Source organism: Gluconacetobacter dulcium, assembly GCF_014174165.1.
In the GTDB taxonomy this organism is placed as follows: domain Bacteria; phylum Pseudomonadota; class Alphaproteobacteria; order Acetobacterales; family Acetobacteraceae; genus Gluconacetobacter; species Gluconacetobacter dulcium.
Genome location: NZ_JABEQN010000017.1, coordinates 17,730 through 43,966, shown reverse-complemented (window position 1 = coordinate 43,966; position 26,237 = coordinate 17,730). Strand labels below are relative to the sequence as shown.

Sequence of the window (26,237 nt, the reverse complement as noted above, 5' to 3'; positions counted from 1 at the left end):
GCCGGCCATGGGTGGATTGACCGCATGGCGGGTCCGTTCCATGCACGGCGTCATGAAAAGCGCGACATCGGGACAGGGAGAATGGCAGATGCATGGTGACTGGCAGATCCGGCCGGCCCGGCCGGATGAGGCCGTGCTGTTGCCGGCGGTGGAAGAGGCGTCGGGCGCGCTGTTTCGCACCATCCCCGATCTGGCCTGGATCGCGGATGACGGCGTGATGCCGGCGGAGGCGCATCTGGCGGCCATTGAGGCCGGAACGTGCTGGGTGGCTGTGGATGGCGAGGCTGTTGCCGGTTTTCTGTCCGCCCGTGTGGCGGGCGAGGACGGTGATGGCGCGGATGCCGGCCGGGCGGTGCTGCATGTGTGGGAGATGTCGGTGGCACCCGCGCATCAGGGCCGGGGACTGGGCCGGGCGTTGCTGGAGCACGCGGCTGCTTATGCGGCGGCGCAGGCGATGGCGGCTGTGACCCTGACGACGTTTCGGGATGTGGCGTGGAATGCGCCGTTCTATGCGCGCGCCGGTTTTGCGGTCCTGCCCGACGTGGCGCTGACGCCGCGTTTGCGGGACGTTCTGGCGGCGGAAGTGGCGCATGGCCTGCCGGGGGCGCGGCGGTGCGCCATGCGGCGGCCGGTTTCTCTCGTTTCCTGATCGTCCTTTCATAAACCGCCAAATTTCATGGATCGTATCATGCGTATCACCGTTTTCGACATCCAGGCCATGAAGGAGTCCGGGCAGCGGATCGCCATGCTGACGGCGTACGATCACCCATCCGCCGCGCTGGCTGAACGGGCGCAGGTGCCGATGCTGCTGGTGGGGGATTCGCTGGGGATGGTGGTCCATGGGGCCGACACCACCCTGCCGGTGACGCTGGACGACATGATCCGCCATGCGCGTGCCGTGGTGCGTGGCAGCAGCCGGGCGCTGGTGGTGGCCGACCTGCCGTTTCTGACCTATGCGACCGAGGCCGATGCCATCGCCTCCGCCCGGCGGGTGATGCAGGAGGCCGGGGTGCAGGCGCTGAAGCTGGAAGGCGGGGTATCCATTGCCCCGACGGTGCGGCGGCTGACCGAACTGGGCGTGCCGGTGATGGGCCATCTGGGCCTGACGCCGCAGGCACAGCATACGCTGGGCCTGCGCGTGCAGGCGCGGCAGGCGGAGGCGGCACGGCGGCTGGTGGAGGACGCGCTGGCCTTGCAGGATGCCGGGGCGTTTGCCCTGGTGCTGGAACTGGTGCCGGCGCCGCTGGCGGAAGCGGTGACGCAGCGGCTGCGGATTCCGGTGATCGGCATCGGGGCCGGGGCGGGGTGCGACGGGCAGGTGCAGGTGTGGCACGATCTGTTGGGCCTGTTGCCGGGTAAATCGCCGCGCCATGCAAAGCGTTATGCCGATATCGGTGTCGCGATCGAGGAGGCGGTGCGGGCCTATGTGGGCGATGTGCAATCCGGCGCCTTCCCCACGGCGGCGCAGAGCAGCAGCATGGACCCGGACGAACTGTCGCGCGCGCTGGAGGGATGACAGGGAGAGTGCTTGCGACGGTGTGACCGTCATGGCGGGGCGCGCTTCGTTTGGACACGCCTTGGGGCGGATGAGGCTTGTCCGGCGCACGCGGGGCGACGGAAGGGCGGATGATGGAAATCATAGCGGTGTCCGCAGGTCATATCGGTGCTTATGCGGCCCTGCGGGTGGCGTTGTGGCCGGCGGAGGGTGTTGCCGGGCACCGGGAAGAGATCGAGCGGGCCATGGCGGCACCGGATGCCGGTCATGTGGCCTTTCTGGCCGTTGCCGGAAGGGATGTGTGCGGCTTTGCCGAGGCGGCGCTGCGGCATGATTATGTGAATGGGTGCACGACCTCGCCCGTCGCCTTTGTCGAGGGGCTTTATGTATCGCCGGACTGGCGGCTGCACGGGGTGGCGCGCCTGTTGATCGACCGGGTGGTGGCGTGGGCGCGCGGGCTGGGATGTGCGGAAATCGCATCGGATGCGGATGTGTCCAATACGGACAGCCATGCGATGCACGCGGCATTGGGATTCGCCGAAACCGAGCGGGTCGTGTTTTTCCGACGCAGTCTGCGCTGAGAGCCTGACCGGCGCATGGTCCGGTGACGCAGGACAGGGGCAAAACCCGGCCCCGTTCCGCCTTTTTCGGGAAAATGACGTCTTTGTCGCGGGATGTGCGAAGAGGGGGGCGTCACATTGTGGCGAATGTATCAAAATATTGATGCTCGTGCTCTTTTGTTGACAGTAAGTCTCAATTGCATCAAAGCCCCGCTGCATGGTTTCAGTCGCGGAAAAGGGGCCGATGAGACAGTCAGTTCGTTTGGCGGGCATTGCTGCCCCCGTTGTGCTCATGGCGTCGTTCGGCGTGCCGGCCGTGGCGGCCGCGCCGGAACAGGATGTCGTTCAGGAGAAGGCGGCAAAGGAAAAGCAGGACGGGAAAGGCGGCAAGGAGGAAGTGATCGTGGTGACGGCGACCGGGCTGTCGCACGCCACGTCTTCCACCAAGACGCGGACGCCGATCATCGACTCTCCGCAGACCATTTCCATTGTCAGTCGCGAGGAAATCGAATTGCGGGCCTCGCCGACCGTGGCGGATGCGCTGGCCTATACCGCCGGGGTGCAGTCGGAGCCGAGCGGTATCGACAGCCGTGTCGATGAAGTGTCGGTGCGCGGTTTCGGTGCCGGTGGATTTTCCTCGAACAACAATTTCGTCGATGGGCTGCGCCTGCCGTCCGGTGGGCAATGGACGCGGACATCGTTCGATCCGTTCGCGTTGCAGCAGATCGAAGTGCTCAAGGGGCCGTCGGGTGCTCTCTACGGGCAGACGGCACCGGGGGGCATCGTCAATCTGACGACCAAGCGGCCGACCGAGCAGAGCCATGGCGAGTTCTTCCTACAAACGGCAGGCTTTACCGATCTGGGGAACTGGCAGGGGCAGGCTTCGGGCGATGTGTCGGGCAAGCTGACCAAGGACGGGGCCGTGTCGGGGCGGATCGTGGCGGTGGCGCGCTATGGCGGGACGCAGGTGAATGATGTGTCGGTCGGCCGCTATTACGTGTCGCCCAGCCTGACCTGGAAATTCGCGCCGCACTCGTCCTGGACGCTTCTGGGGCAGTATCAGCGGGATGCCGGTGGGTCCACCTTTCAGTTCCTGCCGAAGACGGGCACCCTTGTTGCGTCGAAAGGACGCCGTATCGCCAATGATGCGAATATCGGCGAGCCGGACTGGGATACGTTCGACCGTACCCAGGCACTGGCCGGTTCGTTCCTCGAACACCGTTTCAGCCGCTTTCTGACGGTGCGGAACAATCTGCGCTATACCTATCTCGACAATCTCTATCGCGCGACGGTGCTCTCCGGTGACACGCTGGCGGCCTGCCCGCCGACCCTGAAAGGGTGTGTGGCGGGCGAGACGGTCAACCGCCGTGCGGTGGAAGGGCGGGGCCGCTCGCAGGGCGTTGCCATGGATACGCAGCTCGAGGGGCATGTACGCACCGGGCCTGTGCAGCATACATTGCTGGCGGGGACGGATTTTTTCTATACCAGTTGGGAGAGTTCGCGCGATCTGGCGAACCCGGCGCTGGTGTTGCCCATGCTGGATATCTTCGATCCGGTCTCGCGCGGGGCGGCGGGTTATGAACGCGGGTTGAGGCCGCAGGTCTATAGCGCGACGGAATCGAGCCAGAAGGGCGTGTATTTTCAGGACCAGCTCAAATATGAGCGGTTGCGGGTGACGATCGGCGGGCGGCAGGACTGGGCGGAGGACGATACGCTCAACATCCTGACCAGGAAACGCTATGTCACGGATTCCAATAAATTCACCTGGCGGGCGGGGGCGGTCTATCTGCTGGATTTCGGGCTGGCGCCTTATTTCAGCTATGCGACCTCGTTCCTGCCGCTGGTGTCCGACCCGTCCACTTCGCTGGACGGCAAGCCCTTCAAGCCGACGACCGGCGACCAGTACGAGGCCGGACTGCGCTATCAGTATGGCAAATCCATCTATGTGACGTTTGGTGGTTACCAGATCACCCAGCAGAATATGACGACGGTCTCGCCCGGTGGGGAACAGTGCGGCACGACGACCTGTCTGGTGCAGACCAGCGAAGGCCGCGTCCGGGGGCTGGAACTGGAAGGCCGCGCCACCCTGCCGTGGGACATGGCGGTGATCTTCACCGGCACCCGCAGCGATGCCAAGGTCACGAAATCGAACACCGCCTTGCAGGTCGGCAATTATCTGCCGCAGGCGCCGAAATGGATGGCATCGCTGTTCGTTGACCAGCGGGTGCGTTCGGGCATGTTCCGTGGCGCGGGTGTCGGGGGCGGTGTGCGCTATACCGGCCACAGCTATGGCGATACGGCGAATACGCTGTCGATTCCGGGCTATACGTTGTTCGACATGTTCCTGCGCTACGATTTCGGTGCCGCGCATCCGCGTTATGACGGGCTGTCGTTCTCGGTCAATATGCGCAATATCGCCAACAAGCGGTTTGTCGCGACCTGCACCGCCGTGTCGGCCTGCTATTACGGGCAGGGGCGCAGCCTGACCATGCGTCTGGAATATCGCTGGTGACGGCTTCGGTCTTCTTCCTCGCGGTGGGGAGTGGGGCGTCGGTTGTGGGGGGGATGCTGTGCTATCTCGCCTCGCGGCACCAGCGCCTGCTGGTTGCCCGTCCTGCTGCGGGGCCGTGCCTGACGGGTGCGGCCGTCGCAACCTGTGTCGCGCTGGGCTGCCTGTTGCAGGTCCGGGGACCGGCGACGGCTGTGTTCATGGTCGTGCTGTTGCTGATGGCGGTCTGGAGCATCGTGCCGGCGATGGTCGCCTTCCTGATGCAGCGGGAGGGGCGGCGATGAAAGGCGCGCGGCTGGATAATCGCCAGTGGGTGGCCAAGCTGGCGGCCGGGATCGTGCCGGGCTGCGCGCTGGCCCTCGCGGTCATGGCCGTGGTCGGGGCGCTGTGCCATACGACGGGCAGCCCGATGACGCTCTCGGCGCAGTTGCTGCTGTGGTTGGCCGGATTGCTTTGGGCGGTGATCCTGTCCGGCTGTTTCCTGTTTCGCTCCGGGGGGTGGGCCTGGGGTGTGCTGGGGGGCGGGGCCGTCGCGGTCTGGCTGTTGTTCGCCGTTCTGAAGAGCGTGTTGCCATGAAGATCCGGTCCGATATCGTCGCGGTTTATCGCGAGGTTCATAGCTGGGCGGGGATTCTCGCGGGGCTGTTTCTCTTCGTCGCTTTTTATGCCGGTGCCATCAGCATGTTCGAGCAGCCGATTCAGGCGTGGCTGACGCCGCCGGCGGGCCTGCCCGCGCCGGTGTCGCTCGACCGGACGCCGGAGCTGATGGAAAAGACCTTTGCCGCGTTCCCCGAGGCACGCGCGCATTATACGGTCGTTCTGGCGCCCGATGCGACGCAGCCGGGGCGGCTGATCTGGCCCAAGGGCGGCGGCGGCCATGGGCATGGGCCGGCCGTCAGTGTCGCGGCGGCTCTGGCACCGGACGGGAGCGTGGTGACGGTGACGCAGGCGCCGTCCGAGGCAGCGCATTTCATCGACGAACTGCATCAGAAAATCGGCCTGCCGTTGCCGCACGATGTGGCGATGCCGATCATGGGGGTGGTTGCGCTGGTCTATGCGGTGGCCCTGGTGTCTGGGGTGATCGCGTTTCTGCCGGCGCTGACGCGCACGCTGTTCGCGGTGCGGCTGGAGGGCGGGAAGGCGCGTGCGTGGCTCGACCTGCATAATTTGTTCGGGTTCTTTTCGCTGCCCTTTCATATCGTCATGGCGGTCACGTCGGTCGTTTTCGCTTTCCACGAACAGATCTTCGCCGTTCAGGGGCATCTTTTCCATCAGGACAGAGTGCCGCATGTCGCGCGGATGGCGCATGGGCCGGAAGCAGCCATGCCCCGCCCGGCAGCGCCTCTGGCGCCGGCTGAACTGGTTGCGGCGCTGGCGCGGCAGGCGCCGGGATTCGTGCCCGATACGCTCGATTACGCCATGCGGCCGATGGGGCCGGGCGGCCGGACGCTGACGCTGCGCGTTGCCGGGCATGATGCGCGTTTCGGCCTGAGGGGGCCGGTCAGCGGCTTTGCCGGGCTTGATCCCTATACCGGTCGGGTGATTTCGGCGGACTATCTGCCCGGCCGGCAGTCGAACGGTTTTGCGATCGTGACCGCGTTCTTCTCGCTGCATTTCGGCAGTTATGGCGGGGCGCCCGTGCGTTTGGGGTATCTGGTGCTCGGGTTCGGCGGGGCGTTTCTGTTCTATACGGGCAATCGGTTGTGGATCATGGCCCGGCGGCGGTCCGAACGGCGGACGGGTGTCGTGACGGACACGCGCGGTACCTGGGTCCTGTCGCGCCTGACGCTGGGCTGCACCACGGGGTGCATGACCGGGGTGGCTGTCGTGCTGGCTGTCGCTGCGCTGTCGCCCGGTGCATCGTCGTATGCCGTGTTGTCCTGGGTCTATTATGCGGTCTTCCTGGCGTGCGTGCTTGGTGCGTTCTGTCTGACGGCACGGACGGGGGCGCCGGTTCTGCTGCTGGGTACGGCCGCGGCCAATCTGGTTCTCGCCATCGTGGCCGGGGGGCTGGCGGCGCACGGGATCGGCATTTCCGGCGGCATCGCGCTGACGGCCCTGCTGGTAGCCGGATGCGTGGCCGTGCCGGGGGTGCGCGGCGTGGCGGCGGGCAGGGTCGTGCAGGCTGCGGATTGAGGTGCGGGGTCCTTGTGGGGCGGTTAAGCTGATGCTCCGATAAAGACCCCGCGACAGGACGAACCATGGCCCCGGCAATCAGCGGACTGAATCATATTACCCTTGCGGTGACGGATCTGGATCGGTCCGTGGCCTTCTATCGCGATACGCTTGGCTGCGTGCTCCGCGCGCAATGGCCTGACGGTGCCTATCTCGAAGCCGGTGCGTTATGGCTCTGCCTGACCCGTGAGGAGGAAATGGGGCAGATGCCCCGGCCGGATTATACCCATATCGCTTTCAGCGTGTCCGAGGAGGATTATCCGGCGTTGGCGGAACGGCTGCGTGCCTCGTGCCGCGTGTGGCGGCAGAACCGGAGCGAGGGGGCATCGACGTATTTTCTCGATCCTGACGGACACAAGCTGGAGGTGCATGTCGGGTCTCTGGATTCGAGGCTGGCGCATTATCGGGCGCATCCGGAGAAGGGGGTGGCGGTTTTCCTCGCCTGAGGCGGCGGGAGGGTGAATGTCCGCATGGGGTGGAATGGCTGTTGCTCCGCTTCGCCGGATCGGCCATAGCCCGAGCCTGATGCAGATGTTCAATTTTACAGGCCGAGGCACCGCATGATCACACGTTGCAGCAGGCTTCGGGGTGCCGGATCGGTGTGGGCCTCGGGCGTGTCCATCGGGGCATGCATGGTGGCGCTGCTCTCTGCTGCATCCGCGCAGACCGCGCCGGAGCGGGTCGCGACGCCCGAGAGCGGTCGCCGGCCGGTGGCGGCGCGGAAAGCTCCGCCGGCTCCGACGGTGCCCGAGACGGTGGAGGTCAACGGAATCCGGCGCGCCTTTACCTATGGGGCCGCCCAGCATCTGCCGGATGCCGATACGCGCGTGACGGCGGAGCGGTTGACCGAGCGCGGGGTCGTGGATCTGCGCGGGCTGGAATATGTGGCGCCGAACCTGACGGTGCAGACCATCAACGGCACGGCTTCGACCAATTTCTATCTGCGTGGCCTGGGCTTCAACGACTTTACCCAGAACAATATGGGGCCGGTCGTGACCTATGTGGACGACGTGGCCTTTCCCTACTCGACCATGGCTTCGGGGCTGATGTTCGACATGGCGGGTGTGACCGTCACGCCCGGCCCGGTCGGCACCGAGCATGGCCAATCGACCACCGGCGGCGAGGTGAAGCTGCGGACGAACGACCCCACCGATACGTTCCATTATGGCGCGAGCGAGGACATTGCGTCCTATGCCCGCAGTCGGAGCGATGCCTATGTCTCGGGGCCGATTGCCGACGGGTTGAGCTTTCGCCTCGCCGGGCAGGTAAGGCAGGGCGGTGGCTGGCAGACTGATCCGCTGAATGGCGCGCATCTGGGCGATGCCGATAGCTGGGCACTGCGGGCCAAGCTGAAATGGACGCCTGACGCGCGGACGACGGTGATGCTCTCGGGCCATGTGGTCCGCGACCAGAGCGAGGTGGTGGGCGGTGTGCCCGTCGCGCGCCTGATCGGTTCGGCGCCGATCCCGCATCTGGGCTGGACGCAGACGGAATGGTCGGCCAGGAATGCCTTTACCGATGTGATCGGGCGCCAGCACGGGTTGAAGCCCAGCGAGAATAACTGGTTCTGGGGCGCGGACCTGCATATTGCCCATGATTTCGGCCCAGTGACCGTGACGGCAGTCAGCGCCTTCGAGACCGAGCGCGAAGCCGAGTACACCGATCAGGATGCGACGGCGGCGGCCCAGGCGGATGCCTATCGCACGATTGCCGCCAACAGCTTTACGCAGGAAGTGCGGTTGGCGAACAGTCACGCCAGCGACAGGCTGCAATGGGTGGTCGGCGCCTATTACCAGCGTTCGCGGATGAATCAGGCCTTTCCGTTCGACTACACGGATTACCTGCCGGCCCGTGGCTACATGCAGGTCTCCACCTTCGGGTTGAATCAGGAGGCCACGTCGCAGTTCGGCCATGTCAGCTATCGCCTGCCGCGCAATGTGACGCTGTTTGTGGGGCTGCTGCATGAAATCGACGACCGGGGGATTACCGGACTGACGTCGCGGATCTATGGCGGGCGCACGCTGAATTTCCACGGCGAGAACACGGCGGCGGCGCAGTTTGCCGGGCAGGTGGGGGTGTCGTGGCAGGCGACGAAGAATGTCCTGCTCTATTACAAGATGAGCAAGGGCTTCAAACCGGGGGGCTTTACCGCCAACAACACCCAGGTTCAGGCGCAGCTCGACCCTTTCAAGCCCGAAAGCGTGCTGACCTATGAACTGGGGCTGAAGAGCGACCCGATTCCCAACGTGCTGCGGATCAATGCCGCTGCGTTCTACAACGATTTTCACAATCAGCAGATTCTCGGCACGATCCTGATCCCGAATTACGGGCCGTTGAGCCAGTTGACCAATGTGCCGAAATCGGAAAGCTGGGGCTTCGAGGGCACGATCGACCTGCATCCGTTCCGCCATGTATTCGTGACCCAGAATGTCGGCTGGCAGCGCGGGAATTTCCAGAATTTTCCCACCGTCAATCGTGCGAAGACCAATGCCTATTATGCGCGGACGGGCGTATGGAAGGCGATCAACGATAATTTTTCGGGCGTGGATAACGGGCAGCCGAAACTGACGCTGAACGGGCAGCTCGACTGGCGCCAGGCCATCAGCCACGATTATGCGGTCGAGTTCGGGCCGAACTGGGTCTATCGCGGCGCGCAGGCCATGACGCCGGGTGGGACGGGCTTCTATCGCCTGCCGCCCTATTTCCTGCTGGGCGCGCATGTGACGCTGCGACCGGCGTCGGATCGCTGGCAGGTGACGGTCTATGCGTCGAACATCCTGAACCGGCAGTATTTTACCTCCGGCGGGCAGGCGACGACGACGTATCTCTACATTCCTGGTTCACCGCGTTTCATCGGCGGCCGGGTGTCCTGCGGGTTCTGAGAGCATGACGGGACAGGGGCGCCGGGGGAGCCGGCCCACCTGTCCAATGCCGTGCGGCCGTCACCACTCCGCGAAGCTGCCGTCCGCGTGGCGCCAGACCGGGTTGCGCCAGCGGTGCCCGTCGGCCGCCCGCGCACGGACATAATCCTCGTTGATCTCCACCCCCAGGCCCGGCGAGTCGGGGATGGCGACGTGGCCGTCCTTGTAGGCGAAGATTTCGGGGTTGGTGATGTAGTCCAGCAGGTCGTTGCCCCGATTGTAATGAATGCCCAGCGACTGTTCCTGGATAAAGGCATTGTAGCAGACGGCATCGAGTTGCAGGTTGGCCGCCAGGGCGATGGGGCCGAGCGGACAGTGCAGCGCCAGCGCGACATCGTAGGCTTCCGCCATGTTCGCGATCTTGCGCGTTTCGGTGATGCCGCCGGCGTGGGAGGGGTCCGGCTGGATGATGTCCACATGGCCGTCGGCCAGGATCTTCTTGAAGTCCCAGCGGGAATACAGGCGCTCGCCCAATGCGATGGGCGTGGAGCAGTGGCGGGTGATCTCTTCCAGCGCCTCGGCATGTTCGCTCAGGACCGGTTCCTCGATGAACATCAGGCGGAACGGGTCGAGTTCGCGGGCCAGGATCTTGGCCATCGGCCGGTGGACGCGGCCGTGGAAATCGACCCCGATCCCGAAATCCTGGCCCATCGCCTCGCGGATCGCCTGGACGCGGGCAAGCACCGCGTCCACCTTGGCGTGGCTGTCGACGAACTGCATTTCCTCCGTGCCGTTCATCTTCACGGCCGTGAAACCACGGCTGCCGACGTCCCGCGCCATCGCCGCCGTGTCGGCCGGCCGATCGCCGCCGATCCAGGAATAGACGCGGATGCGGTCGCGCAGCTTGCCGCCGAGCAATTGATGCACCGGCACGCCCAGAGCGCGGCCCTTGATGTCCCACAGAGCCTGGTCGATGCCGGCGATGGCGCTCATATGCTGGCCACCGCCGCGATAGAAGCCGCCGCGATACATCACCGTCCAATGATCCTCGATCAGGAACGGATCGCGGCCGATGAGGTAATCGGACAATTCGTCGACGGCGGCGGCGACGGTATGGGCGCGCCCCTCCAGCACCGGCTCGCCCCAGCCGGAAATGCCTTCATCGGTTTCGATCTTCAGAAAGCACCAGCGCGGCGGCACGATGAACGTGGTGAGTTTGGTGATCTTCATGAGCGGACCCTCTGTTCGATGATGGGGGACATTGGTGTGGGTGTCGGGTGGCGTGGCCGGCCGGCGGCTTTCAGACCAACAAGGCCGCCGGTAGTCAGGGCGGCGGCGATCAGCAGCATGCCGGAGTCGTAGCTGCCGGTTGCATCCTTGATCCGGCCGATCAGGGGGGGCAGACCCATGCCGGCGAACTGCGCCATGGCATTGATCAGCCCGATGCCGGCGGCCGATGCCGCGCCGGAAAGCTGGCCGGCGGTAGTGGCCCAGAAGACGGGCGTGGCGGCCCAGTTCAGCCCCACGGCCGCGATCAGCAGCCCATACGCGGCGACGGATGCGCCCGTCCGTGCCACCAGGATGCTGCCCGCCAGCAGCAGGCCGGACAGGAGCAGTGGCAGGCCCAGATGCAGCGCGCGTTCGCCGGTATGATCGGAATGACGGCCGTTGGCGTACATCAGGATGCAGGCCAGCAGGAACGGCAGCGCCGAGAGCAGGCCGACCAGAAGCGTGTCGCCGCCCGACATGCTCTTGATCAGGAGCGGCATGAACAACGTGACGCCGATCGTGCCGAATGCCTGCAACAGCCATACCATGGCCAGGGCCCATACCCGGCCGCTGCGCAGGGCCGGGCGCCAGTCATGGGAATGGTCCGGGCCTTGCTGGGCATGGTCGGCCGCGAGCGTCCTGGCCAGCCATGTCTTTTCCTCGGGAGACAGGAACGTGCCCGTGGTCGGGCTGTCCGGCAGGCAGACCAGGACCAGCGCACCGAGCAGAACCGCCGGCAGGCCCTCGATCATGAACAGCCAGCGCCATCCGGCAATGTTTCCCACGCCGTCGAGCTTCATCAGCAGCCCGGAGACCGGCAGGCCGATGACCGAGGCAAGGGCCGCGCCGATATAGAAGAACGACATCGCACGCCCCCGCTCGCGGGCCGGATACCACAGCGAGAGGTAATAGATGACACCGGGCGTGAAGCCGGCTTCGGCCGCGCCGAGCAGCAGGCGGACCCCGTAGAGCTGCCAGTGGCTGTTGACGAAGCCGAGCAGGACGGCGACGACACCCCACGAGACCATGATGCGCGCGATCCAGCGCCGTGCGCCGAACCGCACAAGGGCCAGATTGCTGGGGATTTCGAAAATCGTATAGGTAATGAAGAATATTCCGGCGGCGATGCCGTACATTTCCGCGGTCATCTTCAGGTCCGCGCTCATTGCCAGCGCCGCGATCGAGATGTTCGAGCGGTCGATATAGGCGGCGAAGTAGCACAGCATCAGGAAGGGTAGCAGCCGCCAGGAAATGCGCCGGATCGTGTCCGCGCGCTGTCTTTCATCAAACATGGGCGTGTGTCCCGCAGGCGCCGTTTTCCGGCGCGTTCTTATTGTTGTTTTCTGGTGGGGAGGATTATTCGAGCGCGGCCCACGCATCGGCGAAGGCGCGCGCGCGGTCGGTAACCTGGCCTGCGTTGTCGCCGGGGCGATAGAGGGCCGAACCGAGGCCGAACCCCGCCGCACCGGCCGCGACATAGGGCGCCATGGTCTCGGGCGTGATGCCGCCGACGGGCAGGAAGCGTGTGCGCTGCGGAAAGACGCTGCGCCATGCCTTGAGGACCGCCGGCGGCATGGACTCGGCAGGAAACAGCTTCAGCGCGTCGGCACCATGGCGCAGGGCGGCAAAGCCTTCGGTAGGGGTGGCGACGCCCGGCGTGCAGACCATGCCGGCGGCTTTGGCGGCCTGGATGACCTGTGGGTCGCTGTGGGGCATCACCGCCAGCCGGCCGCCGGCTTCGGCCAGCCGGTCGATCTGTTCCCCTGCGGTGACGGTGCCGGCGCCGACCAGGATGTCCGGCCCCAGCTCCGCGGCGAGGCGGCGGATACTGTCGAAGGGGTCGGGCGAGTTGAGCGGCACCTCGATGATGGCGAAGCCGGCGGTGACGAGCGCCTGGCCGATCGGTACCGCCTCGTCGGGCCGCACGCCGCGCAGGATTGCGACCAGGGGGAAACGGTCGAGGAAGCGCTGGATCATGGCATGGTCTCCTGGACGGGTTCGGGGATGACCAGTCCGGCCAGGCAGGCGATGCGCCACAGGCCGGCTTCGGCCGCGCCTTCGATGGCGGGGACATCGGTGATGCCGAAATGGCTGAGGGCGCGGCGGTAACGGGCGCAGAGCGCCGCATCGCCGATAAGGGCCAGCCGACCGGCCCCATGGCCGGCGGCCAGCGCGCCGCGGATCTCGTCGCCGATCAGCAGGCCGGACAGATAGGGCAGGCTGGCGGCCGCGGGCAGCGTGCCCAGCAGCACCTGCGCGCGTGCCGAGAATAGGAGCGCCGCGAGCCCGTCGCCGTCGCGGGCGGTCGTGACGCCCGCGTCGAAGCCGCTCTCGTCGGGGGGCAGGTCGCCTTGCAGGCGCCCCAGGATGGAATGGCCGCGCAGTACGGCGAAGAGTTCACCCGTCATGAAGGTGGCGAAGCCGGCGATGCGCCCGTCTGCGAGAACGGCCCATTTGCTATGGGTGCCGGGCAGCAGCAGCCGGCCGCGGGCCAGGCCGGGATCAATCGTCAGCGCGCCGATGATCTGTGTTTCCTCGCCGCGCATGACTTCGGCGCGCGGGGTGTCCATCGCCAAGCCGGGCACGATGTGCAGCACGCCGCCATCGCCGGAGGGAACGCTGATCAGGCTCTCGGCCATTTCGGCGGCACCGGCGGCGTTGCGGCGATAGGGGGCCTGCGCCCATCCTTGCGTGCTGCCGATCATGCCGGCGGCGATGGCAGGCAGATGCGGCCACCGCCTGCGCCACGCTCCGGCGATCTGTGCGAAGGAGGCTGGGAAACCATCCGGCGGCGTCTGCATGATTCCCAACCGTTCGGCCCGGCGTTCCAGCACCGTGCCGTCGGCTCCCAGCAGGAATGCGCGCAGCGAGGACGTGCCCCAGTCGAGCGCGATCAGACGGGGTGTCATGCGAAGGCCCTCCGCCGGGGTAGCCAGCCCAGTTCGCGCGAGATGGCCTGCGCGGTGGCGACCACGGCGGGGGCCAGTTCGTGCATGCGTGTCTCGGACATATAAACCGTGGCGCTGGCGACGCTGACGGCGGCGATCACCGTGCCGGTCGCGTCGCGGATGGCGGCGGCCACGCATCGAATGCCGGGCTCGTTCTCCTCGAAATCGAAGGCGCAGGCCGCAAGGCCGGACTGGCGCAGCCCTGCGCGATAGTCGGGCCAGGCGGGCAGCCGTGCGTTGGGCGTGGCCGGATGGCTGAGAGCCGCGTCGTAAAGCGTCCGCCACTCGGCTTCCGGCAGATCCAGCATCAGTGCCTTGCCCAGGCCGGTGGAGGCGATCGGCATGCGTTTGCCCACGCGCGACCGCATTTCCAGGCCGCGCTGCCCGGCAATCTTGTCCAGATACAGCACTTCGATGCCTTCGCGGATGCCCAGATGCACGGTGTCGCGGGTGGTGGCGCCCAGGGCATCGAGATGCGGGCGGGCTACGGCCACCACCGGCAGGGTGTCGCGGGCCAGAAAACCCATTTCCACCAGGCGGGGACCCAGAATGAACGTCTGGCCGCCACCGCTGGACGGTGCGCGCAGATAGCCCGCCTGCACCAGGGCACTGGCCAGCCGGTGGGTGGTACTGCGGCTGCATCCGATGGTGGCGGCGATGTCGGTCAATGTGCGATGGCCCGCCGCCACGGCCTCGATCACTGCCAGGCCGCGCGTCAGGGTCTGTGTCCCGGCGGGAAAGGCGACGCTATCGGTTCCTGTCATGTCCGTGTTCTTCCGTCTGCTTGCCGGCACCATGAGGCGGGTGATGGGGTGTCGTCAATATTTTGGAATGACATCTCATATAGTGGGATATGTTGGTTGATCAGCCGATGGGTTTGCTTCTATCGATACGGAAGACTGCGCAGCATCCTGGAAATTTATCCTGGTATTTCGGGACAAGTTCGGGATGCGAGACGGGGTTCAATATCAAGAGCGTCATATGAGGCGTCACATGCGTAACCAGAGAAACAGAGATCGTTCGCGGAATCGGTGGCGGGACGGGAGTCTTCGTCGGCGCTAGCGGTTGCGGCACGCCCGGCAAGACGGCGTGCCCGGCTTGAGCTGTTCTGTGCAAGCGGATCTTTTCATGAAAATTCACGATGTATCGCGGACCTTGCTGTCCGCCATGGCCCTGCTGTGTCTTCAGGATATGCCTGCATGGGCCGGGCCGGATTCTCTTGGGACGCATGCGGCGGCGCCTGTCGTTTCTCCTGCCCCCGAACCGGCCGGCAAGGCCAGCACGCGCGTGATTGTGAACAAGGGGGCGGTCGTGCGGTCTTCAGCAATCCTGCCTGCCGATAACCTGCATGTGGCGTCAGCCGACGACATGCCTTCTTCGACGCGGCAGCGCGAAAACCTGGGCGTGAACGCATCCGCCCTGGGGTCGACCTGGTCGGAAGTGCGTGTCGTGCCGACACTGGACCGGCTGCTGGGCGCGATGGGTGGCTGGCGGCAGCGCCTGTCGGATGCCGGTTTCGATTTCACCTTGAGCTATCTGGCGGAGACCGTCGGCAATGTGGCGGGCGGGCGTCGGAGAGGGGTGGATTATTCGCACCAGATCGTCATGGGAACCGATTTCGATCTTGAAAAGATGATGGGTGCAAAAGGGCTTTCGTTCCACATGCTGGGTGTCCAGCGCGCGGGCCGGAGTGTTGCGACCGATTATCTGGGGGTGACGGGCCTGACCCAGCCGCAGGAGGATTATGGAGTTGGCGGCAACGTGCTCTACAAACTGGTTTATATCTATCTTGAGCAGAAGCTGTTCGGTGGAAAGCTGCTGGTGGATGTCGGCCACATGCCGGCCAATCTCAAGTTCGGCACATCGTATTTCGCGTGCTATGCGCTCAATAACGTGACATGCGCGCATCCCACGGCATTGTCGGCCGGCACGAAATGGCGGTCCTGGCCTTTTTCGCAATGGGGCATGATGGCACGGTTCAATCCCGGTCGGCACCTCTATGCGCAGGCTGGCTTCTTCGAAGCATCGGCAACCGAAGGAGGGCGGGCGGGATTCAATTTCTCGTTTGCGCCTCTTGGTTATGTCATTCCGATGGAACTGGGGTGGGAACCCTCGCTCGGGCGCGATCGGCTGACCGGCCATTACAAGCTCGGCGGATATATCGATACGTCCGATCATCCCGATCCCTTCACCGCGCAGGACGGTACGCCGATTCTGCTCTCTCACCGGCCGGCGCGGATCGAACGTCAGCGGGGGGCGTGGTATGTGGGGGCGGACCAGATGGTGCTGCGTTACGGCACGGCGAAAGACCAGGGGCTCATTCTCTTCGGCATCGCCGGTTGGGATATGGGGGCATCGCTGCCCGCGCAGAGCCAGTATACGGTCGGCATCATCTCGCAGGGCATGTTTCCCGCCCGTGTGACGGATGCGATTTCCCTGTTCTGGTCATGGCAGAACGTCAATCGCAAGATCACACGACTACAGGAAATGCAGGCGGACCTGGGCTACGAGACGCTGCATGGCGGTGTGCGGATGCCGCAGGCGAGCTTTCAGGTCGTGGAACTGACCTACACGGCCTTCCTGACCAGAGGGCTGAAGATCCTGCCGGATCTGCAATACGTCATTCATCCGGATGCGACGCGGACCTATCCGAATGCTCTGGAGGCCGGCTTCCGGCTTCTGGCGCAGTTCTGAGCAGCGCATATAGTGGGAGAAGCCCTGAGAGCGCAGGATGAAAAAAAACGATTTTTCAGGGAATTGGCGGACCCGAAAGGATTCGAACCTTCGACCTTCGCCTTCGGAGGGCGACGCTCTATCCAGCTGAGCTACGGGTCCAGTGACGCCTCAATACCCCGAACCGTTTCGGGGCGCCAGCCCTTGTGGGCAATTATTTGCCGGCCAGGGCGCCCAGCGGCGCCAGAAACGGGGGTGGGGTGTCGCTGCCATCGTGGGGCAGGGCCTGCCAGGCAGCGGCGGCGAGGTCGCCGCCCGAGGGGAGGGGGCGGTCGGGGTCGGTGATCCATTGGGCGATATCGGCGGTCGTGGCCTGACGGCTGCGGCCGCGCAGCAGCAGGTGGTAGCCCTGCGGGATGAAGTCGCGCCGCACGCCGGGTGGCAGGTGGCGCCACAGGGTGGCCATGGCCGACGGGGGGACGAGCTGGTCGTGGCCGCCATAGATCACCAGCGTGGGACCGCGCAGATGCGGGGCGGCGTCGGCGGCCTGGTGCATCAGGGTGGCCAGGCCGGCGATGGCGCGCATGCGCGTGGCGCGCAGGGTCAGCGGGTCGAAATAGAGGCGGCGCATGGCCGCCATGTCGTCGCCCGCCACGACGTGGACGGGGAGTTCATGGCCGGTCAGGCGCCAGTCGGGTGCCGTGGCGGCCAGCAGGTGCAGCACGGTTTCGGGGGCGGGACCCAGTTTCCAGATCGCCGGGGCCAGCAGGATGGTGCCGGCGGCGGGTGGTGCGTCCGGGCGCGCCATCAGGCAGGTCAGGACCGCGCCGCCCATGCTCTCGCCCAGCAGGTAAAGCGGCACGCCGGGATGGCGGCTGGCGATGATCAGGGCTTCGTCGCGCGCATCCGCGACCATGCGGTTGGTGCCTGCCCACAGGCCGCGATCCGGCATGCCGCCGAAGCCGCGCAGGTCGGGGGCGTAGAGGGTGATGCCCTGTGCCGCGAGCGCGGGGGCCGCGAATTCCCAGGCGTCGCGGCTGTCGTCGAATCCATGCAGCGCCAGCATGACCGCCCGGACCTGTCCGCGCGCGGGCCAGACGCGGGTGGGGATTGCGGTGCCGTCGGGCAGGTGCAGGATGGTGTCGGGCGGCACCAGACGGCCATCCGCCGCCCAGGCGGCGGGCGGATGTGGCGGCGGCGGATCCTGCATCGCGCAGCCTGCGAGCAGCAGGAGCGGGGCCAGATAGCGCAGGCGTGACAGGCGGAGGTTTGAAAGCACGGTGATCCTGCGTATCATCCCCCCATCATCCTGACTACCGGCCGATGGGGCCATCATCACGAGGCGGAGCGAACATATGCAGGTCCAGACCCTTCCGGCCCAATCCGGCGATCCGGTCCCCCATCCGCGCCTCGGCCATGTCGAGACGGTGATCGTGCAGTCGCGCGTGCTGTCCTGTGACGGCGGGCTGGGGGCGCTGGGGCATCCGCGCGTGTGGCTGCGCATTGCCGGGCACCAGACCTTCTGCCCCTATTGCTCGCGCCTGTTCGTATTGAGCCCCGATGCCGGGGAAGACAGCGCGCACTGATCCGACCCAGCATGTCCAGCGACGCCCCGATTCACCTGATCCTCGTTGACGGATCGGGGTTCATCTTCCGTGCCTTCCATGCCCTGCCGCCGATGACCGCGCCCGATGGCACGCCGGTCAACGCCGTGTTCGGCTTCACCAACATGCTGGCGCGGCTGCTGCGCGACCATGTGGGCACGCATCTCGCCGTCATTTTCGATGCGGGCCGGTTGACGTTTCGCAACGAACTTTATGACCAGTACAAAGCCCATCGGCCGGAGCCGCCGGAGGATCTGCGGCCGCAATTCGCCCTGGTGCGGGACGCGACCTCGGCCTTCGGTGTGCCGGGGATCGAGGAAGCGGGGTGGGAGGCTGACGATCTGATCGCGGCCTATGCCCGCCGTGTGACCGATGCGGGGGGGCGCTGCACCATCGTTTCGTCCGACAAGGACCTGATGCAGCTTATCCGTCCGGGTGTGGAGATGCAGGACCCGATCCGCCAGAAGCCGATCGGGCCGGCCGAGGTCGAGGCGAAATTCGGCGTGACGCCCGACAAGGTGATCGACGTGCAGGCGCTGATCGGCGATTCGGTCGATAACGTGCCGGGCGTGCCGGGGATCGGACCCAAGACCGCCTCGGCGCTGATTGCGGAATATGGGTCGCTGGATGCGATCCTGGCGGCCGCGCCCGCGATGAAGGCTTCGAAACGGCGCGATAATCTGATCGAACATGCCGAGCGCGCGCGCCTGTCGCGGGAACTGGTGACGTTGCGCGAGGACGCGCCGTGCCCGGTGCCGCTGGAGGAACTGGTCTGCCGCGAGCCCGATGAGGCGGAACTGGGCGCGTGGCTGGGCCGGATGGGTTTCCGCTCGCTGGTGCATCGGATGGGGCTGAAGCAGACGGCGGCGGCGGTTGGTGTCGCCAGTCACGCGGCGGCCCCGGCCGTGGCGCGCGCCGGTGCGGAGGCCGGTGCGGAGGTCGCGCCGGGCGCGGCGCCTGCCGCACCCGATCGGGCGCCGTTTGGGCCTTATGAGACCGTACGCACCGCCGAGGCGCTGGACGCCTGGGTGGCGGAGGCGCGCCGGGTCGGGTTCTGCGCCGTCGATACCGAGACCGACGGGCTGGACCCCTTGCATGCCGGGCTGGTCGGGATCTCGCTGGCGGTGGCGCCGGGGCGCTCCTGCTACATTCCGCTGGCCCATGAGGGCGCGCCGGCGCAGGCGCAGCTTCTGCCCGAGGAGGGGGTGGAAGAAGACCCCGTCGGCGTTCAGATGCCGGTTGCCGCCGCGCTGGACAGTCTGGGTCCGCTGTTCATCGACCCATCGGTGCTGAAGATTTTCCAGAATGCCAAGTTCGACCTGCTGGTACTGACCCGTGCCGGCGCGCCGCAGCCGACGCCGATCGACGACACCATGCTGATTTCCTATGCCCAGTATGCCGGACGGCATGGGCAGGGCATGGACGAATTGTCGCGGCTGTATCTGGGCCATACGCCGATTTCCTATGACGAGGTGACGGGTACCGGGCGCAACCGTGTGCCGTTTGCGCGGGTCGATGTGGCGCGGGCGACCGCATATGCGGCCGAGGATACGGATGTGACGCTGCGGCTGTGGCTGTCGCTGCATCCGACCCTGCGGCCCAACCGGGCGCTGGCGCTGTATGAGGAGCTGGAACGGCCTCTGGTGGCTGTGCTGGCCGACATGGAACGGGCCGGCATTGCGGTGGACGTGACCGAACTGCGGCGTCTGTCGGCCGATTTCGCGGCGCGCATGGGCGAGATGGAAGTGGAGATCCATCGTCTGGCCGGCCGGTCGTTCAATGTCGGCTCGCCCAAGCAGTTGGGCGAGATCCTGTTCGACGAAATGGGTCTGGCCGGCGGCAAGCGGATGAAATCGGGCGCCTGGGGGACCGATTCGTCGGTGTTGCAGGATCTGGCCGACCAGGGGCATGACCTGCCGGCGCGCATTCTCGCCTGGCGGCAACTGGCCAAGCTGAAATCGACCTATGCCGATGCGCTGGTGAGCCAGGCCGATCCGGGGACGGAGCGGGTGCATACCTCGTTCCAGATGGCGATTACCTCGACCGGTCGCCTGTCGTCCAACGAGCCGAATTTGCAGAACATTCCCATCCGCACCGAGGAGGGCGGGCGCATTCGCCGCGCTTTTGTCGCGGCGCCGGGCCATGTGCTGCTGTCGGCGGATTATTCGCAGATCGAATTGCGGCTGCTGGCCCATGTGGCGAACATTCCAGCCCTGCGCGAGGCTTTCGCGCTGGGGCAGGATATCCATGCCCGCACGGCGTCCGAGGTCTTCGGCGTGCCGATCGAAGGGATGGACCCGCTGACGCGGCGGCGGGCCAAGGCGATCAATTTCGGCATCATCTACGGCATCAGCGCCTTCGGGCTGGGGCGGCAGCTCGGCATTCCGCCGGGCGAGGCGCGATCGTATATCGACGCCTATTTCGCCCGCTATCCCGAGATCCGCGACTATATGGACCGGATGAAGGAAGAGGCGAAGGCGAACGGCTACGTCACCACCCCGTTCGGGCGGCGGTGCTGGGTGCCGGGCATCGGCGACCGCAACGCGGCCCGCCGGTCCTATGCCGAGCGGCAGGCGATCAACGCGCCGTTGCAGGGCGGGGCGGCCGACATCATCAAGCGCGCGATGGTGCGCCTGCCGCGTGTGCTGGCCGATGCCGGGCTTGACGGACGGCTGCTGCTTCAGGTCCATGACGAACTTGTGTTCGAGGTACGGCAGGGCCAGGAGGGCGATCTGTCGGGACTCGTGAAACAGGTCATGGAATCCGCCGCCGACCTTTCGGTGAAGCTGGTGGTGGAAACCGGGACCGGAACGAACTGGGCGGACGCACATTGATGCAGAAACGGGACAAGCGCCGGCTGGCGATCGGGGCGGTCATTGCCGTGCTTTCGGCGGTGGGGGGCTATGCGGGCTACTGGGCGATGGATCGCGCCGGCCCGCTGCTTTCCACCCACGGCAACGAGATCGGCGGGTCGTTCCGGCTGGTCAGCGCGGCCGAGGGCGAGGTGTCGGACAGCAATTTCCGGGGCCGCTGGATGCTGGTCTATTTCGGCTACACGCACTGCCCCGACGAGCAATGCGGCGCGACGCTGCGGGCGATGGCCGGGGCGATGGACCTGCTGGGGCCGAAACATCGGTCCGTGGCGCCGCTGTTCATCTCGGTGGACCCGATGCGCGACACGGCCGAGGCGATGCGCGCCTATACGCTGCGCTTCGGGCCGCGCATCTTCGCCATGACCGGCGCGCCGACCATGCTCAAGGCCGTGACCGCCGAATATCATGCGCCCTACGTGCGTCATGAGGGCAAGGATGGCGATTACAGCATGGAACCGTCACCGCGTATCGTCATCATGTCGCCCGAAGGGCGCTATGCCGGCACGATCCAGTCCGATGCTTCGGCACAGGATATCGCGGACCGTCTGAACAGCCTGATGGCGGCGCAATAGGTGCGGGGGCGACGGTTCGGAGCCTGTCCGGACATGCGCTCTGGCGGCGATCCGACGCGCGTTTGCAGACAGGCTGTGAGCCTGCCTTTTCTGTTCGTCGGCATGCTGGCGGTGCTGGCGGGTATGCCAGCCGCCCGCGCGCAGGATTCCGCGCCGCCGGGCAGCGCCCGGCCGGTGGGAGACGGGCAGACGCTGGGTAGCCCGCATCGTCGGGGAACCTTGCGGCTCACGGCGTCATCCTCGGGCGGAACACTTGACCCGCAGGTGAATTATACCTCGGAATATGCCCAGCTTTTCACCGTGCTGTATGACGGGCTGCTGAATTTCCGCAAGGCGGACGATCGCACCAGTGACGAGGTGGTGGCCGATCTGGCCGAGGCGGTGCCGCAGCCCGAGGATGGCGGGCGGACCTGGCGTTTCACCCTGCGGCAGGGGGTGCGGTTCTCCACCGGGCAGGAGGTCACGGTGGCGGATGTCGCGGCCTCGATCCGGCGTCTGTTCCGGGTCGGCAGCCCGACGGCGGGGGCGTTCTACGGTGCCATCGTCGGGGCGGATCTGTGCCTGCGCGACCCCGCGCATTGCACGCTGGCGGGTGGGCTGGAGGTCGATCCGGCCACGCGGGAAGTGGTCTTTCACCTGAAGCAGCCGGACGCCGAGTTTCCGCAGAAACTGGCTTTTCCGCATGCCTCGATCCTGCCGGCGAACATGCCGGACCATGATCTGGGCAATGTGCCGGCACCGACCACGGGGCCGTACCGGTTCGTCAGCTACGATCCGGACCGGGGGGCGGTGCTGGAGCGCAATCCGTTCTTCCATGTGTGGAGCGCCGAGGCGCAGCCCGATGGCTATGTCGATCATATCCACTACGATTTCGGCCTGCCGGACGAAGCGGCGGTGACGGCGGTGGAAAACGGCCAGTATGACTGGATGTTCGACATGAAGCCGCTGGACCGGCTGGGCGAACTGGGCGCGCGCCATACCCGGCAGGTGCATATCCGCGCGCTCTACGGCATCTATTACGTGCCGATGAACGTCAATCTTCCGCCCTTCAACAACCGTCTGGCCCGTCAGGCGGTGAACCGGGCGCTGGACCGGCGGGCGATGACCATCCTGTATGGCGGCAGCGCCGTCGCCGGGCCGCTCTGCACCATGGTGCCGCCCGGCATCCCCGGCGCGCTGGATGAATGCGCCTATACGAAGGGGGCGGACCTGGACCATCCGGCGCCCTCCTGGCAGGGGCCGGATCTGGAGGGCGCACGCCGGCTGGTGGCGGCCAGCGGCACCGCCGGGCAGAAAGTGACGGTGGTGGTGCAGAACACCAATGTCGAGATGAGCATGGGGGTGTGGCTGCGCAACATGCTCCAGGCCATCGGCTACGACGCCAGCGTCAAGCCTCTGGCCCATGCGGTGCAGCTTGGATACATCCAGAATACATCGAACCATGTGCAGATCAGCCTGACGGACTGGTTTGCCGATTATCCCTGGGCCTCGAATTTTCTGGACGATCTGTTCGGCTGCGAGAATTTCCATCCCGGCACCGACAATTCGATCAACATCGCGGGCTATTGCGACAAGGACGCCCAGGCGGCGATGGACGCGGCCAAGCAGGAAACCGATCCGGCACGGGCGGCGGAACTGTGGGCGCAGGCGGGGCGGATCATCGCCCGGGATTCTCCGGCCGCACCGGCCATTCGCATCAATTATATTGATCTGGTATCGTCGCGGCTGGGGAATTATTTCTATTCGGACCTCTATCACATGATCTTCTCGCAGGTTTGGGTTCAGTGAGGGGGTTCCCGGCGCGCCTGCTCGGTGCATGGCATGGATGACGGAGCGCCGATGGTGGCGCATCGCGGTGCTACGCTGGAACTGATGGCAGCGTTCTTCGGCGGTTCGGTCGATATGCGGATTGCGTGCGCGCAATAGACTGCGCGCAACAGACTCTACGGATTGAGGCCCCGCTCCATGACGGGCTGGGGGCATCATGGGGCCGGGACGGTCGTACGCCAATCGGTCCGTTGGACGGGGAACCCGGCCTTGCTCACACAAGGCCGGGTCTCTCGCCGGGGCCGATGTCAGAAGGGTTGTTCTTCCGTCAGCCAGTCATCCTCTCCTCCGCCGATCGGCGTTCCGGGGGGAATGGTTGGAGCCGGTCGGGTGGCTTTCGCGGCCTCCCTGGCCAGACGCGGCTGGTCTTTCAGGAGCGCGCTCATCCGATGGCTCCATGATGCATCCGCATCTGTATCATGGACCGTTCCCAACTGATCGGCAGCCGTCTTGAGGGCCCCGGACAAGGCGAGAGCGACGTCGGGCGTGACCTTGGGGTTGTCGCGGACGCTGGCCATCGTCACCAATGTCCGGTAGGCAATGCGCTGCTCGACTTCGGTGCTGTGTCTGGCGATAATCTGCGACGCAATGCGGTCGAGCAGGTAATCGAGCCCCGGTTGGGCAGGGTCGTGGCCGTGCTGCAGATGGACACGCTCCAGCCGGTTCGGCCCCAGCAGGGCATTGAGTGTGATCTGGGCCGCGACGTCGGTGGCGTTGAGCGGGTCGAAGACGGCTGACCCGGCCGTCCGGAAGATTTCAGTATTATATTGAGGGTCCTCGTTGCCGTTGACCCCGAATGAGAGTTCGAGCGCCAGTGCCGGTGACACCGCCAGCACTTTCGGTGACAGTGCGTCGAGCAGCGCGTCAATTGCGGCCTTCTGCAAGCCGGCATCTGCTGGCACCGGCTTCGCGCTGACGCCGCCGACCACGGCATACCGAAAATCCACGCCACCGATGATCTTGGCCGTCGCTTCGATATTGTAGCGATGCAGAAGCCACAGCGGCACGAATTTCCTGCGAAGGTCGGACAGTGCCTCGCCCTTGCGCAACGTGCCTGGTCCGAAATTCGAAAGAGCGATCTGGCGGACGTCGAGCATATGTTTCAGGTCCGCGGGCTTGTCGGCTCCATCCGTCCACATGCTGTTTCCGGGCAGGCCCGTATCGGGATCGCGCCCGTCGATGTCGGTGCCGAAGCGAAAGCCCGCCTTTTCGATGGCATCCGCCTTTTGCGCGGCGGCGACATCGGGATCCTTTCCGGGGGCCGGATCGCCATAGAGCCAGTCGATCATATATTTGTCCCATGCCCCGACACCGGTGGCATAGGCGTCGGAGAGGTCGATCTTGCCGTCCTTGATACCGATGCGCGGCCCTGGATAATCCATCACCGAGGTCCGGTCCTGCGTGCTGCCCATGAAATTATGGATCAGGCCGATCGCATGGCCGACTTCGTGGACACCCAACTGTCTGATGCGGGCAAGCGAGACCCTGACCGCATCGTTGGCGCCCCCGCTATTCTCGGCAGCCGTGCCGGCCAGGGCCTCGAAAATCATGAGATCCTGCCGTAGACGCAGACCTTCGAGGACGACGTTTCCGCGGATGATTTCACCCGTGCGTGGATCGATGACGCCCATGCCGTATGAATAGCTGCGAGTCTGCCGTTCGTTCCAGTTGACGATATTGTAGCGGATATCCTGCGGATCGACGCCGGGCGGCAGGATCCTGACCTGGAAGGCGTCGATGAAGCCCGCGGCCTCGAACGCCTGATTCCACCAGGACACGCCTTCGGCAAGCGCGGAACGGACGGGCTCGGGCGCCGCATTGTCGATATAGAACACGATCGGCTTGACGACGCGCGATTTCGCGGCCGTGGGGTCGATTTTTACCAGGCGAAAACGGTTGGCGTATTGGAGGAGTACATCCTCGCCCAGCGGCGCCCCGAAATCATAGACCGGGCTGGCATGCGAGCCGGAGCGGATATCGAACTTCCGTGGCACGAAGCCGGCATCCGGAAGTTTCACGAGAGAGTGATGGACCGTGAAACTCACCTGCCCGGGATCGGGCGAGAGGAGCGACATTTCAGGGCCGGGCGTTTCGGACGCGAAGGTCTGGACCGCTTCGACCTCGATATTCTCGGGGAATGATTTGAGGCTGGAGAGATCGACGCCGCCCAGGGACGGAAGCTGATGGAAACCCTTGGCCCCGCTGTCCAGAACATCGGGCAGTTTCAGGCCGCCGCCATTCAGGCTGGTCGCGATATCCATCGTATCATGAAGAAAAAACGGCGTCAGGTCGGCGGTGACCGTTCCGCCGGGACCGGTTGAGATCATGTCGAGCATGCAGATTACGCTGAACGGGAAGCTGCGTTCGACACCTTCGCGGATATCCTTGTCGCCGCGGGACGTGAATTTCGGGTTTTCGAATATGACTGCGACCTTGTTCCCGATCTTGCGGAATGCGAGGACCCGTGTCGGACCGAGCATTCCATGGTCAAGCCGGATACGGGCCGATCCGACGCCGGTGCGCAGGGCGGACGCATATAAATACCGCCCATACACGCCGTTTTCGTCCGGCGAGGGCAGTGTGACAAAGATTTTTCCGGATTTCGCGTCCGTTTTCATGGAAAGCAAAGCCGGCTCCGTCGCCGCGGCAAGGGCCGGGACCGGAAGCGACAGGCTAGATGTCACGACGGGCAGTGCGATGACCAGCGACGACACGCCGCCGAGAATATGATGACGCAGGCGTAACATGGATGGACCTTTCTGCTTTCAGGATTGAATCTGGATGTCCCCGCCTGAGAGGTCCGCCCGTCACCCGTGCTGCGGTCGGGGCGGGCGTCGGCCTGCTTCAGGGCCGTGGTTGCTCTCTCGGTGT

General features: G+C 65.6%; 21 protein-coding genes and 1 tRNA gene. 14 read left to right on the top strand and 8 right to left on the bottom strand.

All coding sequences use genetic code 11. The annotated features are described in order from the left end of the window. Window positions 1-88: 88 nt before the first annotated feature. From HLH25_RS13695 to HLH25_RS13655, 9 genes are all read left to right on the top strand, one after another. Window positions 89-649, top strand: coding sequence for a GNAT family N-acetyltransferase (locus tag HLH25_RS13695; protein WP_182974601.1), 561 nt, complete (start codon window positions 89-91; stop codon window positions 647-649). 39 nt (window positions 650-688) lie between these two features. After that, on the top strand, window positions 689-1,516 hold the full coding sequence (panB, locus tag HLH25_RS13690) for a 3-methyl-2-oxobutanoate hydroxymethyltransferase (protein WP_182974600.1): 828 nt from the start codon (window positions 689-691) through the stop codon (window positions 1,514-1,516). A gap of 110 nt (window positions 1,517-1,626) precedes the next feature. Continuing rightward, entirely contained in the window at window positions 1,627-2,076 is a 450-nt protein-coding gene (aac(6'), locus tag HLH25_RS13685; protein ID WP_182974599.1) for an aminoglycoside 6'-N-acetyltransferase, read from the top strand. 223 nt (window positions 2,077-2,299) lie between these two features. Further along, window positions 2,300-4,567, top strand: a complete 2,268-nt coding sequence (locus tag HLH25_RS13680) for a TonB-dependent siderophore receptor (RefSeq protein ID WP_182974598.1) — start codon at window positions 2,300-2,302, stop codon at window positions 4,565-4,567. Next, a complete protein-coding gene (locus HLH25_RS13675) occupies window positions 4,564-4,848 on the top strand; it encodes a hypothetical protein (protein ID WP_182974597.1) in 285 nt (94 codons plus the stop codon). The genes HLH25_RS13680 and HLH25_RS13675 overlap by 4 nt, the downstream gene beginning before the upstream one ends. Next, the gene (locus HLH25_RS13670) at window positions 4,845-5,141 is read left to right on the top strand and encodes a hypothetical protein (protein ID WP_182974596.1); all 297 of its coding nucleotides are present in this window, start codon (window positions 4,845-4,847) and stop codon (window positions 5,139-5,141) included. Before HLH25_RS13675 ends, HLH25_RS13670 begins: the two co-directional genes overlap by 4 nt. Beyond that, the gene (locus tag HLH25_RS13665) at window positions 5,138-6,700 is read left to right on the top strand and encodes a PepSY-associated TM helix domain-containing protein (RefSeq protein ID WP_182974595.1); all 1,563 of its coding nucleotides are present in this window, start codon (window positions 5,138-5,140) and stop codon (window positions 6,698-6,700) included. Before HLH25_RS13670 ends, HLH25_RS13665 begins: the two co-directional genes overlap by 4 nt. Window positions 6,701-6,765: 65 nt before the next feature. Beyond that, window positions 6,766-7,185, top strand: a complete 420-nt coding sequence (locus tag HLH25_RS13660) for a fosfomycin resistance glutathione transferase (protein ID WP_182974594.1) — start codon at window positions 6,766-6,768, stop codon at window positions 7,183-7,185. Window positions 7,186-7,299: 114 nt separating this feature from the next. Further along, a complete protein-coding gene (locus HLH25_RS13655; protein WP_246402325.1) occupies window positions 7,300-9,621 on the top strand; it encodes a TonB-dependent receptor in 2,322 nt (773 codons plus the stop codon). Between the two features lie 60 nt (window positions 9,622-9,681). Here the strand turns inward: HLH25_RS13655 and dgoD are convergent, their stop codons facing one another. The 5 genes from dgoD to HLH25_RS13630 all read right to left on the bottom strand — a co-directional run bounded on the left by dgoD (window position 9,682) and on the right by HLH25_RS13630 (window position 14,581). Beyond that, window positions 9,682-10,830, bottom strand: a complete 1,149-nt coding sequence (gene dgoD, locus HLH25_RS13650; RefSeq protein ID WP_182974593.1) for a galactonate dehydratase — start codon at window positions 10,828-10,830, stop codon at window positions 9,682-9,684. After that, entirely contained in the window at window positions 10,827-12,161 is a 1,335-nt protein-coding gene (locus HLH25_RS13645; protein WP_182974592.1) for an MFS transporter, read from the bottom strand. Before HLH25_RS13645 ends, dgoD begins: the two co-directional genes overlap by 4 nt. A 64-nt stretch (window positions 12,162-12,225) precedes the next feature. Continuing rightward, on the bottom strand, window positions 12,226-12,846 hold the full coding sequence (locus HLH25_RS13640) for a 2-dehydro-3-deoxy-6-phosphogalactonate aldolase (protein WP_182974591.1): 621 nt from the start codon (window positions 12,844-12,846) through the stop codon (window positions 12,226-12,228). Next, window positions 12,843-13,778, bottom strand: coding sequence for a 2-dehydro-3-deoxygalactonokinase (locus tag HLH25_RS13635; protein ID WP_182974590.1), 936 nt, complete (start codon window positions 13,776-13,778; stop codon window positions 12,843-12,845). Before HLH25_RS13635 ends, HLH25_RS13640 begins: the two co-directional genes overlap by 4 nt. Further along, the gene (locus HLH25_RS13630; RefSeq protein ID WP_182974589.1) at window positions 13,775-14,581 is read right to left on the bottom strand and encodes an IclR family transcriptional regulator; all 807 of its coding nucleotides are present in this window, start codon (window positions 14,579-14,581) and stop codon (window positions 13,775-13,777) included. Before HLH25_RS13630 ends, HLH25_RS13635 begins: the two co-directional genes overlap by 4 nt. Before the next feature lie 364 nt (window positions 14,582-14,945). Here HLH25_RS13630 and HLH25_RS13625 point away from each other — a divergent pair, with 364 nt between their 5' ends. Next, entirely contained in the window at window positions 14,946-16,511 is a 1,566-nt protein-coding gene (locus HLH25_RS13625) for a carbohydrate porin (RefSeq protein ID WP_182974588.1), read from the top strand. A 64-nt stretch (window positions 16,512-16,575) separates the two neighbouring features. Here the strand turns inward: HLH25_RS13625 and HLH25_RS13620 are convergent. Together HLH25_RS13620 and HLH25_RS13615 are read right to left on the bottom strand one after the other, a co-directional pair. After that, a tRNA-Arg gene (locus tag HLH25_RS13620) sits at window positions 16,576-16,652 on the bottom strand. Window positions 16,653-16,704: 52 nt separating this feature from the next. Beyond that, window positions 16,705-17,787: an alpha/beta fold hydrolase gene (locus HLH25_RS13615; protein WP_182974587.1), complete on the bottom strand. Its 1,083-nt coding sequence runs from the start codon at window positions 17,785-17,787 to the stop codon at window positions 16,705-16,707. 58 nt (window positions 17,788-17,845) lie between these two features. On the opposite strand from HLH25_RS13615, the gene HLH25_RS13610 reads away from it, so the two are divergent. The 4 genes from HLH25_RS13610 (at window position 17,846) to HLH25_RS13595 (ending at window position 23,327) form a co-directional block, all read left to right on the top strand. Beyond that, window positions 17,846-18,076 (top strand): zinc-finger domain-containing protein, encoded by a 231-nt coding sequence (locus HLH25_RS13610; protein ID WP_114727402.1) that lies wholly within the window; start codon window positions 17,846-17,848, stop codon window positions 18,074-18,076. A gap of 11 nt (window positions 18,077-18,087) precedes the next feature. Beyond that, window positions 18,088-20,928: a DNA polymerase I gene (gene polA, locus HLH25_RS13605; protein WP_182974586.1), complete on the top strand. Its 2,841-nt coding sequence runs from the start codon at window positions 18,088-18,090 to the stop codon at window positions 20,926-20,928. Continuing rightward, the gene (locus HLH25_RS13600) at window positions 20,928-21,539 is read left to right on the top strand and encodes an SCO family protein (protein ID WP_182974585.1); all 612 of its coding nucleotides are present in this window, start codon (window positions 20,928-20,930) and stop codon (window positions 21,537-21,539) included. The genes polA and HLH25_RS13600 overlap by 1 nt, the downstream gene beginning before the upstream one ends. A 102-nt stretch (window positions 21,540-21,641) precedes the next feature. Beyond that, window positions 21,642-23,327: an ABC transporter substrate-binding protein gene (locus HLH25_RS13595; RefSeq protein WP_246402359.1), complete on the top strand. Its 1,686-nt coding sequence runs from the start codon at window positions 21,642-21,644 to the stop codon at window positions 23,325-23,327. 287 nt (window positions 23,328-23,614) lie between these two features. Here HLH25_RS13595 and HLH25_RS13590 read toward each other — a convergent pair whose 3' ends face one another. Beyond that, window positions 23,615-26,113, bottom strand: a complete 2,499-nt coding sequence (locus HLH25_RS13590; RefSeq protein WP_182974583.1) for a zinc-dependent metalloprotease — start codon at window positions 26,111-26,113, stop codon at window positions 23,615-23,617. Window positions 26,114-26,237: the final 124 nt, after the last annotated feature.

Bases quoted from the DNA above. Each gene is read 5' to 3' on its own strand.
- HLH25_RS13695 (WP_182974601.1), top strand. From the start codon at position 89: ATGCATGGTGACTGGCAGATCCGGCCGGCCCGGCCGGATGAGGCCGTG.
- panB (WP_182974600.1), top strand. From the start codon at position 689: ATGCGTATCACCGTTTTCGACATCCAGGCCATGAAGGAGTCCGGGCAG.
- HLH25_RS13680 (WP_182974598.1), top strand. From the start codon at position 2,300: ATGAGACAGTCAGTTCGTTTGGCGGGCATTGCTGCCCCCGTTGTGCTC.
- HLH25_RS13670 (WP_182974596.1), top strand. From the start codon at position 4,845: ATGAAAGGCGCGCGGCTGGATAATCGCCAGTGGGTGGCCAAGCTGGCG.
- HLH25_RS13665 (WP_182974595.1), top strand. From the start codon at position 5,138: ATGAAGATCCGGTCCGATATCGTCGCGGTTTATCGCGAGGTTCATAGC.
- HLH25_RS13660 (WP_182974594.1), top strand. From the start codon at position 6,766: ATGGCCCCGGCAATCAGCGGACTGAATCATATTACCCTTGCGGTGACG.
- HLH25_RS13655 (WP_246402325.1), top strand. From the start codon at position 7,300: ATGATCACACGTTGCAGCAGGCTTCGGGGTGCCGGATCGGTGTGGGCC.
- dgoD (WP_182974593.1), bottom strand. From the start codon at position 10,830: ATGAAGATCACCAAACTCACCACGTTCATCGTGCCGCCGCGCTGGTGC.
- HLH25_RS13645 (WP_182974592.1), bottom strand. From the start codon at position 12,161: ATGTTTGATGAAAGACAGCGCGCGGACACGATCCGGCGCATTTCCTGG.
- HLH25_RS13640 (WP_182974591.1), bottom strand. From the start codon at position 12,846: ATGATCCAGCGCTTCCTCGACCGTTTCCCCCTGGTCGCAATCCTGCGC.
- HLH25_RS13635 (WP_182974590.1), bottom strand. From the start codon at position 13,778: ATGACACCCCGTCTGATCGCGCTCGACTGGGGCACGTCCTCGCTGCGC.
- HLH25_RS13630 (WP_182974589.1), bottom strand. From the start codon at position 14,581: ATGACAGGAACCGATAGCGTCGCCTTTCCCGCCGGGACACAGACCCTG.
- HLH25_RS13625 (WP_182974588.1), top strand. From the start codon at position 14,946: ATGAAAATTCACGATGTATCGCGGACCTTGCTGTCCGCCATGGCCCTG.
- HLH25_RS13615 (WP_182974587.1), bottom strand. From the start codon at position 17,787: ATGATACGCAGGATCACCGTGCTTTCAAACCTCCGCCTGTCACGCCTG.
- HLH25_RS13610 (WP_114727402.1), top strand. From the start codon at position 17,846: ATGCAGGTCCAGACCCTTCCGGCCCAATCCGGCGATCCGGTCCCCCAT.
- polA (WP_182974586.1), top strand. From the start codon at position 18,088: ATGTCCAGCGACGCCCCGATTCACCTGATCCTCGTTGACGGATCGGGG.
- HLH25_RS13600 (WP_182974585.1), top strand. From the start codon at position 20,928: ATGCAGAAACGGGACAAGCGCCGGCTGGCGATCGGGGCGGTCATTGCC.
- HLH25_RS13595 (WP_246402359.1), top strand. From the start codon at position 21,642: ATGCTGGCGGTGCTGGCGGGTATGCCAGCCGCCCGCGCGCAGGATTCC.
- HLH25_RS13590 (WP_182974583.1), bottom strand. From the start codon at position 26,113: ATGTTACGCCTGCGTCATCATATTCTCGGCGGCGTGTCGTCGCTGGTC.